The sequence below is a fragment of the Succiniclasticum sp. genome, from assembly GCF_056977735.1.
Map to the genome: position 1 here is coordinate 18,605 of NZ_DBMCWA010000023.1, position 15,480 is coordinate 34,084.

Below are 15,480 nucleotides of genomic sequence, written 5' to 3' on the forward strand. Positions count from 1 at the left end.
AACAGCGGGAGCAAAAGAGGTGAGACTTTATGCTTACGATAACAGGAAAGCCAATATGTGGTGGAATCTGCATCGGGCCGCTGGCGGTGTTTCAACGAAATATGACCGGTGCAGAAGTTAAAGGCGTACGGAACCCGGAAACAGAACTGGCCCGTTTCCGGTCGGCCCGGGCGGAAGCCCTTGCGCAGCTGCGTCGTCTCTATGACAAAGCGCTGGCAACGGTGGGAGAGGAAGACGCGGCTATATTTGATATTCACCAGATGATGCTGGAGGACGACGAATATACGGAGGGCGTGGAAGAGCGCATCCGGGAAGCAGGGCTGAGTGCGGAAGCCGCCGTTGCGCAGACAGCGGAAGAGCTGGCTGCCATGTTCCGCGGTATGGAGGATGAGTACTTGCGGGAACGGGCTGTAGACGTGCTTGACATTTCGCAACGGGTGGGCCGGGTTTTGCGCGGGATACCGGATTCCTTTTCTGTCAGCGATAAGGTGATCCTGGCAGCAGATGACCTGGCTCCCGGCGAGATGATGCAATTGGACACAGACAAGATTTTGGGCGTTGTGCTGTCCGCGGGGAGCTCCACGTCCCATACGGCTATTCTGGCCAGGAACCTGGGCCTTACCATGATAATCGGAACCGGGGCGGATCCTGACCGTGAATGGAATGGGAAAACGGCAGTTGTAGACGGTTTTACCGGGACAGTGTATGTGGATCCGGATGAGAAAACTCTAGCCGTTATGCGGGAAAAACATGAGAAGGAACAGCAGGAACGGGTGCTTTTGGAGCAGGTCCGGGGCAAGAAAAGTGTGACCAGGGATGGGCAGAACGTGTTGCTGTACGCCAATGCGGGCCATATGGCGGATCTGCCGGGTGTGATTGACGGTGACGCGGAAGGCATCGGTCTGTTCCGGAGCGAGTTCCTGTATCTTGAAAACGACGATTACCCCACGGAAGAGCAACAATTTGCTGTTTACAAAGAGGTATTGGAAACCATGCGGGGCAAACGGGTAGTGATCCGTACGCTGGATATCGGGGCGGACAAGAAGGCAGACTACTTTGCGCTTGATCCGGAAGAAAATCCGGCACTTGGCCTGCGGGCCATACGTCTCTGCCTGACCCGGCCGGAACTTTTCAAAACCCAGCTGCGGGCCTTATGCAGGGCTTCTGTTTACGGACATCTGGCAATCATGTTCCCTATGATTATTTCCTTGGACGAGGTACGGCAGGCCAGGGCATTGCTGCGGGAGGTAATGGCACAGCTTAAAACGGAAGGGATCCCCTGTGCCGGATCCATTGAGACCGGAATAATGATTGAAACACCGGCGGCGGCCCTGATCAGCGACGAGCTGGCCAAAGAAGTGGATTTCTTCAGCCTGGGAACCAACGACCTGACCCAGTACACGCTGGCCATTGACCGGCAGCAAACCAGGCTGGGCGCGTTTTTTGATCCCCATCACCCGGCGGTGTTGCGGCTTATCGGGATGACGGTGCGAAATGCACATAAAGAGGGTATCTGGGTGGGCATCTGCGGCGAGCTGGGTGCCGACCTGTCTCTGACGGAAACGTTTTTGCGAATGGGCATTGATGAGCTTTCAGTTCCTGCCGCCAGCATATTACCGCTGCGGAACAAAGTGCTCCAGTTGGATTTACGGGATGAAAGCAGGAAAAGAGCAGAGTGACATTCGTTACAGCAGTATAAAAGAAAGGGATGCGTCGATGAAAACATTCACTTATACGATTACAGATACGGTGGGAATCCATGCGAGGCCGGCGGGAGCACTGGTTAAAGAAGCCAAAAAGTTTGCCAGCAGCCTGACGGCAGCTAAAGGAGAGAAGAAAGCTGACCTGAAGAAACTTTTCGCTGTGATGGGCCTGGGCGTAAAACAGGGAGAAACGATCACCGTGGCAGCAGAAGGTGCTGATGAGGCGGCAGCTGCCGCAGCGTTGGAGGCATTCCTGAAAGAAAATCTGTAAGAAAACGGTATAAAGCGGGAAGCTGCTTTGGCAGCTTCTTTTTTTGTGATATAATGAAATGATTAGAAATTTCTTTATTCGGTTACATTTCATTATATGGGGGTACCTATGAAAAAGTATTTCATGATAGGGCTGGGGATCGTCCTGGCCCTGTCATTGACGATCATATTATACGGGACATGGGCCTGTTCTACCGTCCGCAGGATAACCTGATGTTCAGCATCGGCGGCAGCATGGGCAATGGTGAGAGCATGGTGAACGCAGGTATCTCTATTGCGCTGGATAAAGGCTTTACTACGAGCAAGGCAGTGATGGCAAAGCAGCTGAGGGTACAGGAAGCAGTGCTGGAAGAACAGATGAAAGCTAATGCGGAGCAGGAAGCAAAGATTCAAACCCTGGAAGCGGAAAATGCAGCTATCAAAGAGCAGAATGCGAAGTTGGAAGCCAGGCTGGCGGCTATTGAAGCGAAGCTGGGAAAATAGCGAAAGGGTTCTGTGATGTGAATTTTCCGTAAAACGATCTTCATTCAACGTTGAGTTTAGTAATAATTTGTGTTACCATATTACAGAGGTCACGGCCTTGCCCTGACCTCTTTTTGTGATTAGCTTGGGACATTAATATTCATGAAAAAACGCTTATTGGAACGCCTGGCTGCGGTAAAGGAACTGAAGGCCGCAGCGATGTTGTATAAAAAAAGAAAAGGATGTGTACTTTCAGGGCTGGACGGAACTGTCAAAGCCTTGTATTTGTGCGCCCTGCAACAGGCAGTGAAGGCGAAAACACTGGTGCTTCTGGTATCCGGACGCGACGCGGTGAGGGAGTACAGGCAGACGTTTTCTTATTTGTATCCGGAAGTGCCGGTACAGGAGTTTTATCCCACGAATCTGCCCAGGGTACAGGCAGATACCCGGAATCTGGAAATCCAGGCAGGGCGGGCGGCTGCCCTGCGCATGATCGGTGGCGAAGAAAAGGGAATCGTGTTCGTTACAGCAGAAGCGTTGCTGCAGAAGCAGGCACGTCCGTCCAGGATGTCCCGGAACAGTCTGGTGCTTACGACAGGCGAGACGATGGAACAGGGACAGATTATTGAAAAACTGGCTGCCATTGGGTATGAACGCACCGATGAGGTAGATACTATCGGACAATTTTCGGTACGGGGTGGCATCATCGATGTATTTCCCCTGAACAGTCCGAACCCCGCCCGTATTGAGTGGTTTGACGCAGACATTGACGGTATCCGTCTGTATGATATGGAAACAAAGCGTTCGCTGGGAAATGTCGATAATCTGAAAATCGCTCCACTGAACGTACAGAATGAAGACAGGTTTGATGCGTACCTGAGGGACTATGGGGTGGCGGATACGCTGTTTGTCATAGATGAACCCATGCAGATGAAGGAAACGCTGACACATTTGTATAAAGAAGGGCTGACGTATCAGGACGAACTGTGGAACCCGGATGAGATTTGGGAGATGGAAGAAAAGCAGGCCAGAGTTGCAGTTTCTGCTTTGGATACCAATTGCTTTACGGATTTTATCCATATGCAGGTGCCGGTACGCAGGGTTACCTCCTATAACCGCAGTATCGACCGGTTGATCGAGGATTTGCAGAATCTGCTGGACGGAGGGGTCCAGCCCTACATCATGATGAATACGGTGCTTAAGGCAAGGGGGATAGCGGAGAGCCTGCAACAACGGGGGATACCGTCTGTTTGTCTGGAGGACGGGCCGGAAGATGCTCATAAAGTAAATGTCGGATTTGGGGAACTGTTCAACGGCTTCCGGTTCTGGAATGAAGACTGGTTGCTGCTGACCGAAAACGATATTTACGGATTGCAGCGGCGCCATCGCTTCAAATCAAAACATAAAGGCGCTCAGATTCAGTATTTTACCGATATCAGGGGCGGCGATTATGTAGTACATGATATACACGGCATCGGCCGTTATATTGGAGTGGAAACCATGCTGGTGGACGGTATGCACCGGGATTACCTGCTGTTACAGTATGCGGGCAGCGACAGGCTGTATGTACCGGTAGATCAGGTCGGCCGTCTGCACAAGTATGTGGGCAGTGAGGGGATTACCCCCAGGCTTTCCAGAATGGGCGGCGCAGACTGGAAACGGATGAAAACCAAAGCTTCCACGGCTATTACCCAATTGGCGGAGGAACTGATCCGCCTGTATGCGCTGCGAAAGATTACCAACGGATATGCCTATTCGCCGGACACGGAATTGCAACGTGAGTTTGAGGAACGGTTTCCCTTTGAGGAAACACCGGATCAGCTGAAGGCGATTGAGGAGATTAAGGCAGATATGGAAAAACCAATTCCCATGGACCGGCTTTTGTGCGGCGATGTGGGCTATGGTAAAACGGAGGTGGCTCTGCGGGCGGCTTTTAAAGCAGTCATGGATGGAAAACAGGTTGCGCTGTTAGTGCCGACGACGGTACTGGCACAGCAGCATATGCTTACATGCCGGGAACGACTGGAACCTTTTGGTATACGGATTGCTATGGTGAGCCGGTTTGTTGCCGGAAAGGAAATCAGTCAGACACTGAAAAAACTGGAACAGGGCCATATTGATATGATTATTGGAACCCACCGGCTGTTACAGGCGGATGTGGTGTTTCATGACCTTGGACTCCTGATTATTGATGAAGAGCAACGCTTTGGTGTGGCCCAGAAGGAAAAGATTAAACAGTGGAAGAAGGGCATTGATGTATTGGCGTTGTCTGCCACGCCGATTCCACGAACGTTGCACATGGCCCTTGTCAGCAGCCGGGATATGAGTCTGATTGAATCGCCGCCGGAAGACCGTCTGCCGGTGGAAACGTACGTGGCAGAATATGACGAAGGCATGATTAAAGAAGCATTGGAACGGGAATTGCGTCGGGGCGGCCGGATTTATTATATACATAACCGCATCGCCGGGCTTCCTGCTATTGCAGAGCGGCTGAATAAACTGGTGCCGGGCATCCAGGTGCGTGTCGGTCATGGGCGGATGAGCGAAGACCGGCTGGAAGAGGCTATGATTTCGTTCTATGAAGGCAGCTGCGATGTGTTGCTGTGTACTACCATTGTGGAGAACGGACTGGACGTGCCCCTGGCTAATACCATCATCGTGGAAGGGGCGGAAAACTTTGGACTTTCCCAGCTTTACCAGATGAGGGGCCGTGTAGGACGATCTTCCCGTCTGGCCTATGCGTACTTTATGTACAGACGAAACAAGTCCCTCAGCGAAGTGGCATCCAAACGGCTGCAGGCTATTCGCGATTTTACAGAATTGGGCGCCGGGTTCAAGATAGCCATGCGGGATCTTGAAATCCGCGGCGCAGGTAACTTGCTGGGGCCGCAGCAGCACGGATATATTGCCGGTATCGGTTTTGCCGCGTATTGCGATTTGCTGGAGCAGACTATCAAACGGCTTCAGAACAATTCTGCGGATGTGGAGCGGGAGCCCGATCCTATTCTGGAAATTCCTTTGAATGCGTATATTCCGGATTCCTATATTGCCAATCCCCGTTACAAGCTGGAATTGTATCGCCGTTTTGTAGAACTGGCCTGGGGTGGGGAAGAGGATTTGCTGGATGAAATTATCGACCGTTTTGGAACACCGCCGGAAGAAGTGGAACTGTTATGGCGCCTGGCCAAGGTAAGGGCGGTATGCCGCAAGCTGAAAATCCTCCGGATCAGTGTGCGTGCAGGTATGATCCGCGTTACCTTTGCGCAGCATTCGGAGGTTAACGGGGAAGCGTTGGTAAAAATGGCGGAAAAGAACAATCGTTATATGCAATTGCTTCCAGGAAGGGAAAATGTGCTGGTGTTCCGCACATCCCGGTTGGAAATCGAGCCGCTGGACTGGCTTGAAAAGAATCTGGTCAAACTGATAAAATAAATGTAAATATGTAGTTTTAGATATATTTGTGATGGGAGCCGAAAATGGGTAAGGATAAATTTCTGAAAGGAGCGCTGATTTTAACTGTCGCCGGACTGATGGTTAAGGTCATTGGCTCAGTGAACCGCATCCTGCTGTCCCGCTTGTTAGGGGGTGAGGGTATCGGTTTATATCAGATGGCTTATCCTGTTTACCTTCTGATGCTTTCAATCTGTTCGGCCGGCGTGCCGGTGGCGGTCTCCATTATTGTGGCAGAAAAGGTGGCCAAAAATGATTACGCTCAGGCCCATCGGATTTTTAAGGTTACGTTAGGGCTGATGGCAGTATTTGGTTTGTTTTTTGCCCTGACTCTGTACGGGCTGGCCGGTTATCTCGTAAGTAGCGGGTGGCTCCGTGACAGCCGGGCGTATTATGCATTGGTTGTATTGACGCCTGCAGTCTTCTTTTCCAGTATACTGGCAAGCTTCAGGGGCTACTTTCAGGGTTACCAGATGATGACGCCTCCGGCTGTTTCCCAGATTCTGGAACAGATGATACGCGTACTTGTTATGGTCGGTCTGGCTTATTTTTTCCTTCCCCGTGGGTTGGAATATGCAGCTGCCGGCGCAGCGTTTGGTGCGGTGCCGGGCGGACTGACAGGACTGATTGTGCTTACCTGGTTTTATCGGAAGGCCCGCAAGGACTGGAAACAAAAAATTGCGGGGCAGGCAGAAACCGTGGAAGAAAGCGTGTCTTCTATCGCTAAACGGCTGGTTTTACTGGCTGTTCCTGTTTCCTGTGCAAACCTGCTGATACCGGTTACCAGCAGTATTGATATGCTTCTGGTTCCGAATGGGCTGGGAAGGGCAGGTTTTGGCGTGGAATCGGCTACTACGCTGTTCGGTTATCTTACTGGTATGGCCCAGCCTCTGATGATGATGGCAACGATTCCTTCCATGTCGTTGGCGGCCAGCCTCGTGCCGGCAGTTTCGGAAGCCTGTGCGCTGCGGTTATCTGATGAAGTGTTGCGCAAAACGGCATCTGCATTTAAAATCTGTGTGCTTGTAGTGGCTCCGGCCTCTGTGGGGATGTGGGCGCTGGCCGGCCCCATATCCGGCACATTATACGGTACGATGAAAGCGGCGTCCGTAATTGCCCATCTGGCTCCGTCCATTGCCTTTTTGGGAATTTTCCAGGTTACTACAGGAGCGTTGCAGGGGATAGGGAAAACGGCTATCCCCATGTGGAATATGCTGTTCGGCGCCGTAGTAAAGGCCGTAGCGGTCTGGCAGTTCACCTCTGTGGCTGCCTTCCATATTTTGGGCGCGGCCTGGGCCTCGAACCTTAATTTTGCCATGGTAGCTGCCATCAATATCTTTTTCCTGTACCGTAACGGGATTCCGTTTCCTGTCAGAGAAAGCATGAAAATTCTGTTGGCTTCGATTGGTATGGGGCTTGCTGGAAAAATGGCATCCTTGTTCTTTATGGATAAGGGAAGTGTCGTTGTTGCTTTATTTATCGGTATGGTTGTATCGGTTCTGGTTTACGGAGCTGCACTGGTGCTGTTGGGCTGCCTGACCCGGGAAGAAGCGTTGCAACTGCCGGTAATCGGAAAACTTATACGGAAAATTTTTTGATAGATAGTGCAAGGTATTGCGTACTATAACAGGCAGATATACTTTGAAATGTGTTGAAAAACAGAAGACGTTAAAATTAAAAGAGCGGACGGAGGTTGTATGTATGGAGCCGGAAAATAAAATCAACTGTGAAAAAAGTAATATAAAAGGAACACTGACTGTTGTAGGCCTGGGACCTGGAGCTGCCGGACATCTGTCTCTGGAAACATTAAAACTGCTGGAAGAACGGTTTGTAATCCTGCGGACGGAAATCCATCCAACTGTTGCGGAATTAAAGCATCGCGGTATTTCGTATATTTCCTGTGATGCATGGTATGAAAAGGAAGCAACATTTGAAGAAGTGTATGATAAAATTTCATCTTTTGTAATAGAACAGGCCAGGGAAAAAGATGTGGTCTATGCGGTTCCCGGAAGTCCGCTGGTAGCGGAACGGACGGTGGTGTTGCTGCGGGAAAAAGCGGAAAAATGCGGTGTCCCTCTGACTGTTAAACCTGCCATGAGTTTTTTGGACCTTGCGTATGTAACGCTGGGTATCGATCCGATTGACGGTCTGCGGATTATCGACGCCCAGGACTTTTCGGCTCTGGCGGATGCGGGACAGTACCCTCTGATGGTGACACAGGTTTATAATAAAATGGTAGCTTCTGATATGAAGCTTTCCCTGATGGATGTTCTGCCGGACGAAACGGAACTGTATTTTCTTCACAATCTGGGACTGGACGATGAGATTTGCCGTAAGGTACCGCTTTTTGAGATTGACAGGCAGTCTGAAATTGACCATCTGACCAGCGTGTTCATCCCCCGTCAGCCGCAGGAGGTGTTGCGGTCTGTTCTTCATGGAATGGATGGATCCGGAGAAGATGATCAGGTTAAAAATGGGTCTTCTTTCTCAGACATGAAGGAGGAAGCAGCTGGCAGAACTTTCGGGACATTATCGGAAACCGCTGCTTCAGATGTAACAGGCTGTTGGAACCGTTTCCCGTTGTTGAAACGCAAAACGAATTTTGACGTGCGCCCCCTTGCGGATGTGATGCAGGTATTACGTGAGCCTGGCGGTTGTCCCTGGGACAGGGAGCAGGACTTTGATACGATCCGTGCTAACCTGATTGAAGAATGCTATGAGTTTCTGGAAGCTGTAGATGATAAAGATCCTCATGGTATGGCAGAAGAACTGGGGGACATCCTGATGCAGGTGGTATTCCATGCCCGCATGGCGGAGGAAAAAGGAATGTTTACCCTGCAGGATGTCATTGACGGCGTGACGGATAAACTGATAGAGCGGCATCCCCATGTATTCGGTACGGTCAAGGTATCCAACAGTGATGAAGTGCTCACCAATTGGGAGGCGATCAAGCTGCAGGAAAAACCGGAACGGAAGCGGGTGCTTGATGGTATCTATAAAGGGCTTCCCTCCCTGCTGCGGGCCCATAAAATACAGAGAAGGGTTGCCAAGGTCGGGTTTGATTGGACAGAAACGGAAGACGTAAAGCAAAAGGTTTTGGAAGAATGGAAAGAATTCTGTGAAGCTGCGGCTTTACAGAATCAGGAAGCAATGGAATGGGAATTAGGCGATCTGTATTTTTCGCTTGTTAATTTTGCCCGTCATCTGGGACTGGAAAGTGAAACGGCTTTAAATCGTTGTAACAACCGCTTTGCAACACGTTTTGCGCATGTGGAGAAGCGCGTGACGGAATCGGGAAAAGCGTGGAATGAGTATTCTCTGGAGGAACTGGACCGGTTCTGGGATGAAGCAAAAGAAAACGAAGTAACGGCTGATTAAGTTTGCAATACATATAGAAGACAGGCATTGCCTGTCTTCTGTTTTTTTGTTATACTAAACTACAACAGGTTTTTCCATGAGGGGAGTGAATGGCATGGCTGCTCGTGATAATGAAAAGAAAAACCGGATAGCAAGAGATTTCCGACGGGTACTGATTGTCCTGGTTATCATCTTTGTCGCGATTTTAGGCCGGCAGGAATATAAAATTTACCAGATACAGAAGGAGACGGAAGCAACTCAGAAACGAGTAGAGGAACTGCAGAAAGTGCAGGCAGATCTGGAAGCCGAGAGGAAACGGCTGTATGATCCTAAGTATATTGAAAAACTGGCACGTGAGGATCATAATTATGTAAAAAAGGATGAAGTGCCTATTTTTATAGTAAAGGATAAAGTGGAACAGGAAGATAAAAAGGTTACAGAAGATGAAAAAGAACCAAAAGAAAAGCAGGATAAGGTAGAAAGTACTAAAAAAAAGGCTGAAAATTAGCATTTTTATTGACACTGATTCTTTTCTGATGGTAAAATTAAGAAGTCTTATTTTTAGAGCAGGAGGATTTTTAGTTTTATGGCAATTGAAATTGGAGCTGTCGTAGAAGGTGAAGTGACCGGCATTACAAATTTTGGCGCGTTTCTTCAGCTTCCCGAAGGAAAAGTCGGGCTGATTCATATTTCCGAGGTATCCAATGTATATGTAAAGGATGTGCACGACTATTTAAAAGAGCATCAGAAGGTCAGGGCTAAAGTGCTGTCAATTGACGCCCGCGGAAAGATAGCGCTTTCTTTGAAACAGCTTGAAGAAAAACCGGAAACTCCTGCAAAGCCTGTCAGGCCCAAAGAAGCACCTGCTGTAGAGAAGCGGGTTCCCCGCCAGGCAGGTCCGTTGTCTTTTGAAGACAAATTATCCAAGTTTATGAAAGACAGTGATGATCGTCTGTTGGATCTGCGCAGAAATACGGAATCCAAGCGTGGAGGCCGTGGTGCGAGCCGTGATCGGTAAAAATCTGGCACTCAGTACGGGTGCCTTTTTTGTTTTTCAGGTATAATTGCCAGGCAACAGGGTGTGGCCGTAAGCAGACCAATGGCAGAATATGGGATGATTATGAAAGAAACTGTGTCTGAAAAAGTTTGCCGTACTTTAAGGGAAACGCTGGATGTAACAAAAAAATATGTGGCTGCAGTGAGCGGTGGTGCGGATTCCCTGGCTCTGGCTGATGCGTTACAATGCTGTGGATTCAGCTTTACTGTGTGTCATGTAGAGCATGGAATCCGGGGTAGAGAAAGCCTGGAAGATGCGGCTTATGTTAAAGAGTTTTGCCGGAAAAGGGGCATGATATTCTGTTGCAGGCATGTTGATGCACAGGAATTAAGAAAAAATGAAAAACTGTCCCTGGAAGATGCTGCACGGCGACTTCGTTATCAGGCGCTTATACAATGTGCGGAGGAAACAGGAGCTGACTTTATTCTTACAGCACATCAGAAGGATGATCAGGCAGAGACATTCCTGCTGCGCCTGCTGCGCGGTTCGGGAACACGTGGCCTGGGGGCTATCCGGTTTCGCTGTAACAGGGTTTTGCGCCCGTTTTTGACCCTTTCAGCGGTAGAACTGAGGAAATATTGCAGGGACAGAGAAATCGTTTGGCGGGAAGATGCAACGAATGAGGATCTGCATTACATGCGCAACCGGATTAGGAAGGTCCTGTTTCCGTTGTTGAAAAGCGATTTTTCGCCAGCTGTTACGGATATTTTATGCAGGACAGCAGAACATCTTCAAACCGATGGGGATTATTTGGAGAAACTGGCTGAAGCAGAATTTAAAAAAAGGTGGGTTTTCCCAGCGGAAACACAGAACGGTGTTTTGTTGGCAGATTCATGGGAAGACATCCCTGCAGCATTGCGCTTCAGGGTGTTGCGCCGGTTCTGGCATCTTTCGGGGGCTACGGGAGAATTATCCGGGGTCAATCTGGAAGATTTGGAACAGTTACTGATCAATCATGACAGCGGTAAAAAAATTTTACTGCCAGGCAGTTGGCAAGCATTATATTCTTATGGTAAACTAATATTATTCTCTGAAGGGAAATTAAAGGTTCAGCAAGAGGAAACTGCGTGGAGCTATTCAGTCAATTTGGAATGTAACTTCGCCGGTTTATCTGACAGCAGAAAAGGAATGTTGGAAATTTTCTTTCCGGACCATCGGGTAGTTCAGATTAGTATTGAAAAAGAAAAGCCGGCATATCAATACCGGAAACAGATGATTTACCCGTTGTGCCAGTTGAAAAGGCTGGGGAATTCGCTGGTGTTCCGCTACAGACAGGCGGGAGACAGGATATTCCCATTAAAAGGAACCGGGCATAAAACACTGAAAAAGTATCTGATTGAACGTAAGGTGCCTGTGGAAGACAGAGACCGTCTGGTAGTCGCTGCAGCAGGGAATGAAATCGTATGGATTCCCGGAATAGCCAATGCCCGATGGGAAGAAGAGAAAAGCAGTATGGAAGTCCCGGCCCGGGATGAGGGCTGGCTGTTTATAAATATTAAATAATTAAGGAAGGTGTCTCTTATGCATGAAGATATAAAAGCGGTTTTGATTACGGAAGAACAGATTAAGCAGAGAGTACAGGAGATGGGGGAACAACTTTCCAAAGAATATGCAGGGAAACGTGTTATCATTATCTGTCTTCTGAAAGGGGCAGCCTACTTTGCCTGCGACCTGAGCCGGGCCATGTCCATACCGGTTCGTATGGAGTTTATGGTGGCATCGTCCTATGGAAACAATACATCTACTTCCGGCAGCGTAGCAGTCCGACTGGATGTGGCGGATGATATTGCAGGCATGCATGTCCTTCTGGTGGATGACATCATTGATACGGGGCTGACCTTTGCCAGAGTTAAGTCGCTGTTGGAGACCAAGAAACCGGCTTCCGTTAAAACGATTGCCATGTGCGATAAGGAAGAACGCAGACAGAATGGTATGCATGCGGATTATGTGGGATTTACCATTCCGGATGAGTTTGTAGTTGGTTATGGCCTTGATTATGCGGGCGATTACCGGAACCTTCCTTATATTGGTGTGTTGAAGCCGGTGGTTTATGCACGGACTTAACAGTCTTTGAATTTCGGTTAGAGTACTTCGGAAAGGAGGAAACGTTTTTGTTTAAATTTTTTAAAAACGTTGCCTTTTATTTATTAATTGTAATTGCGGCAATTTGGGCGATGGATCATTATTCTGCCGGCAATGCAAGCAAGACAGATATATCGTATACGGCATTCATGAAGCATGTACAGCAAGATGAGGTACGGTCTGTTACGATTAGTGAGAATTCTATTACGGGTCTGTTAAAAGACGGAAAGACCTTTACGACGGTTGCGCCTAATGATTCTACTCTGATTTCAACGCTCCGTTCCCGTGATGTGGAAATCAAGGCAGAACTGCCACCACAGACTCCCTGGTGGGCAACATTGCTGAGTACGCTGCTTCCCATGGTGTTAATTGTGGGCCTTTGGTTTATGCTGATGAACCAGAGCAGCGGAGGCAGCCGGATGATGAATTTTGGCAAGAGTAACGCCCGCCGCTATGATGAGAGTAAAAATAAGATTACATTCAAGGATGTAGCCGGTGCAGATGAAGCAAAGCAGGAACTGCAAGAGGTTGTGGAATTTTTAAAACATCCGCAGCGTTATAATGCATTGGGCGCAAAGATTCCCAAAGGTGTGCTGCTGTATGGTCCTCCCGGTACCGGAAAGACGCTGCTGGCCCGTGCTGTGGCAGGGGAGGCCGGTGTTCCTTTTTTCACGATTTCCGGTTCAGACTTTGTGGAAATGTTTGTAGGTGTCGGTGCTTCCCGGGTGCGTGACCTGTTTGATCAGGCCAAGAAGAATGCGCCCTGTATCGTCTTCATAGATGAAATTGATGCGGTGGGCCGTCAGCGCGGCGCCGGTGTAGGCGGCGGTCACGATGAAAGAGAGCAGACGCTGAACCAGCTGCTGGTTGAAATGGATGGTTTCGGCATCAATGAAGGCATTATTATGATTGCGGCTACGAACCGTCCGGATATTTTGGACCATGCATTGCTACGGCCGGGGCGGTTTGACCGTCAGATTGTAGTAGATCGTCCGGATATGCGGGGACGTGAAGCAATATTGCAGGTGCATGCTAAAGGAAAACCCATGGCGCCGGATGTTGACATGGCTACCATTGCCAAACAGACTACCGGTTTTACCGGGGCGGATCTGGCAAATCTGGTAAACGAAGCAGCTCTGCTGACAGCCCGTCGCAATGTTCCCATGATTGACATGAAGGCTATGAATGAAGCTGCGGAGCGGGTGGTTATGGGACCGGAACGCCGCAGTCATCTGGTGAGCGAGCCTGAGAAAAAGCTGACGGCATATCATGAGACCGGACATACGCTGGTTGGACTTCTTCACAATGATGTGAGCGTAGTACATAAGGTTACGATCATACCCCGGGGCCGGGCGGGTGGCTATACCATGAGCCTTCCCAAAGAAGACCGGAATTACCAGACAAAGTCGGAAATGCTGGATGAATTACAGATGCTTCTGGGCGGACGGGTAGCAGAAGCCATTGTCCTGAAGGATATTTCCAGCGGGGCCAGCAGTGATTTACAGCGGGCTACCGAACTGGCCCGAAAAATGGTTTGCCAGTACGGCATGAGCGACCGTCTGGGTTCTATGACGTTCGGACATCCGGAAGAAGAAGTCTTCTTAGGCAGGGATATTGCAAGAGAAAAGTACAGCAATGAAGTGGCAGCTGTCATTGATGAAGAGGTTCGCCGTCTGATGGATGAAGCCTACAAAGGGGCTGAAAAGCTTCTTTTGGATAATATGGATAAACTGGTGCTGATTGCAGAGACCCTTATGCAGAAAGAAACACTGGATGGAAAGCAGTTGCAGGAACTTATGAACCAGGGATATCTGACAGAGGACGGTTCTGTATTGCAGGCTAATGAGCAGATCGCCGGTGAGACAGGTTTACAGTCAGCGGATGTGTAACGTTTGTTTTAATTAATGATCATATAATGCGGAGGCGTTATCATGCGTTCGAAGATTTTAGGATTGTTGCGTGAAAGTATGCCAGAAACGGTTTCGGGAGAGGAGATTTCCTCAAAGATTGGGATTTCCCGTACTGCGGTCTGGAAGCATATCCAGTCATTGAAAAATATGGGATATGACATTGAATCGATTCCCAAGAAGGGTTATATTTTACATAAATCTCCGGATCTTGTAAGTCCGGAGGAAATCGCGGTTCATCTGAAAACAAAATGGATTGGGCATCATATCCATTATTTAAAAGAGGCCACTTCCAGCAATGAAGTGGGCAAGCGCCTGGCGGATCAGGGGTGTGCAGACGGTCTGGTTGTGGTTGCGGAAGAACAGACCCACGGCAAGGGGCGGCTGTCCCGGGGCTGGTTTTCGCCTTTGGGGTGCGGGGTCTGGTGCAGCGTAATCTTACGGCCTCCCTTCATGCCTTCAGAAGCTTCCAAATGCACTTTGTTGGCGGCTGTTGCCGTTATTAAGGCAATTAACAGATATAAAGGTGTCAATGCCAGAATCAAATGGCCCAACGATGTTCTGTTAGAAGGGAAAAAAATGGTAGGTATCCTGACAGAAATGAGCGCTGAATTTGGCAAGATTAACTATATTGTTATTGGTACAGGCATCAATACCAATGTACCCAAATCCCTGATTCCTGAAGAACTGAAAGATTTGGCCATTTCGGTGGCGGATGTTGCACAGGAACCGATTCATCGTGTACAGATCCTGGCTGATTACCTTAAAAATATTGAAGAACTGTATGAGACCGTTTTAAAAGAGGGATTTGGACCGGTGCTGGATGAGTGGAGGAAGTACTCTGATACCATAGGACAGGCAGTAAAAGTAATTGCTCCTGATAAAACCTATTTTGGAACAGCTGTGGATATTGACAAAGAAGGTCTGCTGGTAGTCAGAAAAGAGGACGGAACATTGGAAAAGGTCATTGCAGGGGATGTTTCCATCCGTCCTGCAGGAGCTAAGGGGAAACAGTATTCCTGATTCTTATGTGTTTGCGTTTTATAAGTATTGTTAAGGCTGTAATTACATACAACATTTTTTATGGTCGGTAAGTCCAGCGGTAAAATGTCAAGACACCAATGAGTAAAAAACACTAGTTTTTAAAACTCATTTCAAGCAATGCAAAACACCTACCTAAGCCCCGCAGCCT

The 15,480-nt window shown here is 48.9% G+C and carries 12 protein-coding genes; all 12 read left to right on the forward strand.

Features of this window, described 5'->3' with window-relative positions:
• Window positions 1–29: 29 nt before the first annotated feature.
• The 12 genes from ptsP to ACZOWY_RS11025 all read left to right on the forward strand — a co-directional run bounded on the left by ptsP (window position 30) and on the right by ACZOWY_RS11025 (window position 15,311).
• Window positions 30–1,679 carry a phosphoenolpyruvate--protein phosphotransferase gene (gene ptsP / locus ACZOWY_RS10970; protein WP_484397687.1) on the forward strand — a complete coding sequence of 550 codons (1,650 nt, stop codon included), beginning with the start codon at window positions 30–32 and terminating at the stop codon, window positions 1,677–1,679.
• A 37-nt stretch (window positions 1,680–1,716) separates the two neighbouring features.
• Window positions 1,717–1,974 carry an HPr family phosphocarrier protein gene (locus ACZOWY_RS10975; RefSeq protein ID WP_484397692.1) on the forward strand — a complete coding sequence of 86 codons (258 nt, stop codon included), beginning with the start codon at window positions 1,717–1,719 and terminating at the stop codon, window positions 1,972–1,974.
• Window positions 1,975–2,153: 179 nt separating this feature from the next.
• The gene (locus ACZOWY_RS10980; RefSeq protein WP_484397697.1) at window positions 2,154–2,456 is read left to right on the forward strand and encodes a hypothetical protein; all 303 of its coding nucleotides are present in this window, start codon (window positions 2,154–2,156) and stop codon (window positions 2,454–2,456) included.
• Window positions 2,457–2,597: 141 nt separating this feature from the next.
• Window positions 2,598–5,867, forward strand: coding sequence for a transcription-repair coupling factor (gene mfd / locus ACZOWY_RS10985; protein ID WP_484397702.1), 3,270 nt, complete (start codon window positions 2,598–2,600; stop codon window positions 5,865–5,867).
• Between the two features lie 44 nt (window positions 5,868–5,911).
• Window positions 5,912–7,483 carry a putative polysaccharide biosynthesis protein gene (locus ACZOWY_RS10990; RefSeq protein ID WP_484397709.1) on the forward strand — a complete coding sequence of 524 codons (1,572 nt, stop codon included), beginning with the start codon at window positions 5,912–5,914 and terminating at the stop codon, window positions 7,481–7,483.
• 103 nt (window positions 7,484–7,586) lie between these two features.
• Window positions 7,587–9,263, forward strand: coding sequence for a nucleoside triphosphate pyrophosphohydrolase (mazG, locus tag ACZOWY_RS10995; protein WP_484397714.1), 1,677 nt, complete (start codon window positions 7,587–7,589; stop codon window positions 9,261–9,263).
• Window positions 9,264–9,357: 94 nt separating this feature from the next.
• The gene (locus ACZOWY_RS11000) at window positions 9,358–9,750 is read left to right on the forward strand and encodes an FtsB family cell division protein (RefSeq protein WP_484397720.1); all 393 of its coding nucleotides are present in this window, start codon (window positions 9,358–9,360) and stop codon (window positions 9,748–9,750) included.
• Window positions 9,751–9,828: 78 nt separating this feature from the next.
• On the forward strand, window positions 9,829–10,260 hold the full coding sequence (locus ACZOWY_RS11005; protein ID WP_484397726.1) for a S1 RNA-binding domain-containing protein: 432 nt from the start codon (window positions 9,829–9,831) through the stop codon (window positions 10,258–10,260).
• Window positions 10,261–10,341: 81 nt separating this feature from the next.
• The gene (tilS, locus tag ACZOWY_RS11010; RefSeq protein WP_484397730.1) at window positions 10,342–11,802 is read left to right on the forward strand and encodes a tRNA lysidine(34) synthetase TilS; all 1,461 of its coding nucleotides are present in this window, start codon (window positions 10,342–10,344) and stop codon (window positions 11,800–11,802) included.
• An 18-nt stretch (window positions 11,803–11,820) separates the two neighbouring features.
• Window positions 11,821–12,363, forward strand: a complete 543-nt coding sequence (gene hpt / locus ACZOWY_RS11015; RefSeq protein WP_484397736.1) for a hypoxanthine phosphoribosyltransferase — start codon at window positions 11,821–11,823, stop codon at window positions 12,361–12,363.
• A 47-nt stretch (window positions 12,364–12,410) separates the two neighbouring features.
• Window positions 12,411–14,270: an ATP-dependent zinc metalloprotease FtsH gene (ftsH, locus tag ACZOWY_RS11020; RefSeq protein WP_484397740.1), complete on the forward strand. Its 1,860-nt coding sequence runs from the start codon at window positions 12,411–12,413 to the stop codon at window positions 14,268–14,270.
• 42 nt (window positions 14,271–14,312) lie between these two features.
• Window positions 14,313–15,311 carry a biotin--[acetyl-CoA-carboxylase] ligase gene (locus ACZOWY_RS11025; RefSeq protein ID WP_484397745.1) on the forward strand — a complete coding sequence of 333 codons (999 nt, stop codon included), beginning with the start codon at window positions 14,313–14,315 and terminating at the stop codon, window positions 15,309–15,311.
• The last annotated feature ends 169 nt before the right edge of the window (window positions 15,312–15,480 follow it).

Excerpts from the sequence above, each read along its gene's own strand:
- hpt (WP_484397736.1), top strand. The coding sequence starts at position 11,821 with ATGCATGAAGATATAAAAGCGGTTTTGATTACGGAAGAACAGATTAAG.
- ACZOWY_RS11000 (WP_484397720.1), top strand. The coding sequence starts at position 9,358 with ATGGCTGCTCGTGATAATGAAAAGAAAAACCGGATAGCAAGAGATTTC.
- ptsP (WP_484397687.1), top strand. The coding sequence starts at position 30 with ATGCTTACGATAACAGGAAAGCCAATATGTGGTGGAATCTGCATCGGG.
- ACZOWY_RS11005 (WP_484397726.1), top strand. The coding sequence starts at position 9,829 with ATGGCAATTGAAATTGGAGCTGTCGTAGAAGGTGAAGTGACCGGCATT.
- ACZOWY_RS11025 (WP_484397745.1), top strand. The coding sequence starts at position 14,313 with ATGCGTTCGAAGATTTTAGGATTGTTGCGTGAAAGTATGCCAGAAACG.
- mazG (WP_484397714.1), top strand. The coding sequence starts at position 7,587 with ATGGAGCCGGAAAATAAAATCAACTGTGAAAAAAGTAATATAAAAGGA.
- ACZOWY_RS10990 (WP_484397709.1), top strand. The coding sequence starts at position 5,912 with ATGGGTAAGGATAAATTTCTGAAAGGAGCGCTGATTTTAACTGTCGCC.
- ACZOWY_RS10980 (WP_484397697.1), top strand. The coding sequence starts at position 2,154 with ATGGGCCTGTTCTACCGTCCGCAGGATAACCTGATGTTCAGCATCGGC.
- mfd (WP_484397702.1), top strand. The coding sequence starts at position 2,598 with ATGAAAAAACGCTTATTGGAACGCCTGGCTGCGGTAAAGGAACTGAAG.
- ACZOWY_RS10975 (WP_484397692.1), top strand. The coding sequence starts at position 1,717 with ATGAAAACATTCACTTATACGATTACAGATACGGTGGGAATCCATGCG.
- tilS (WP_484397730.1), top strand. The coding sequence starts at position 10,342 with ATGGCAGAATATGGGATGATTATGAAAGAAACTGTGTCTGAAAAAGTT.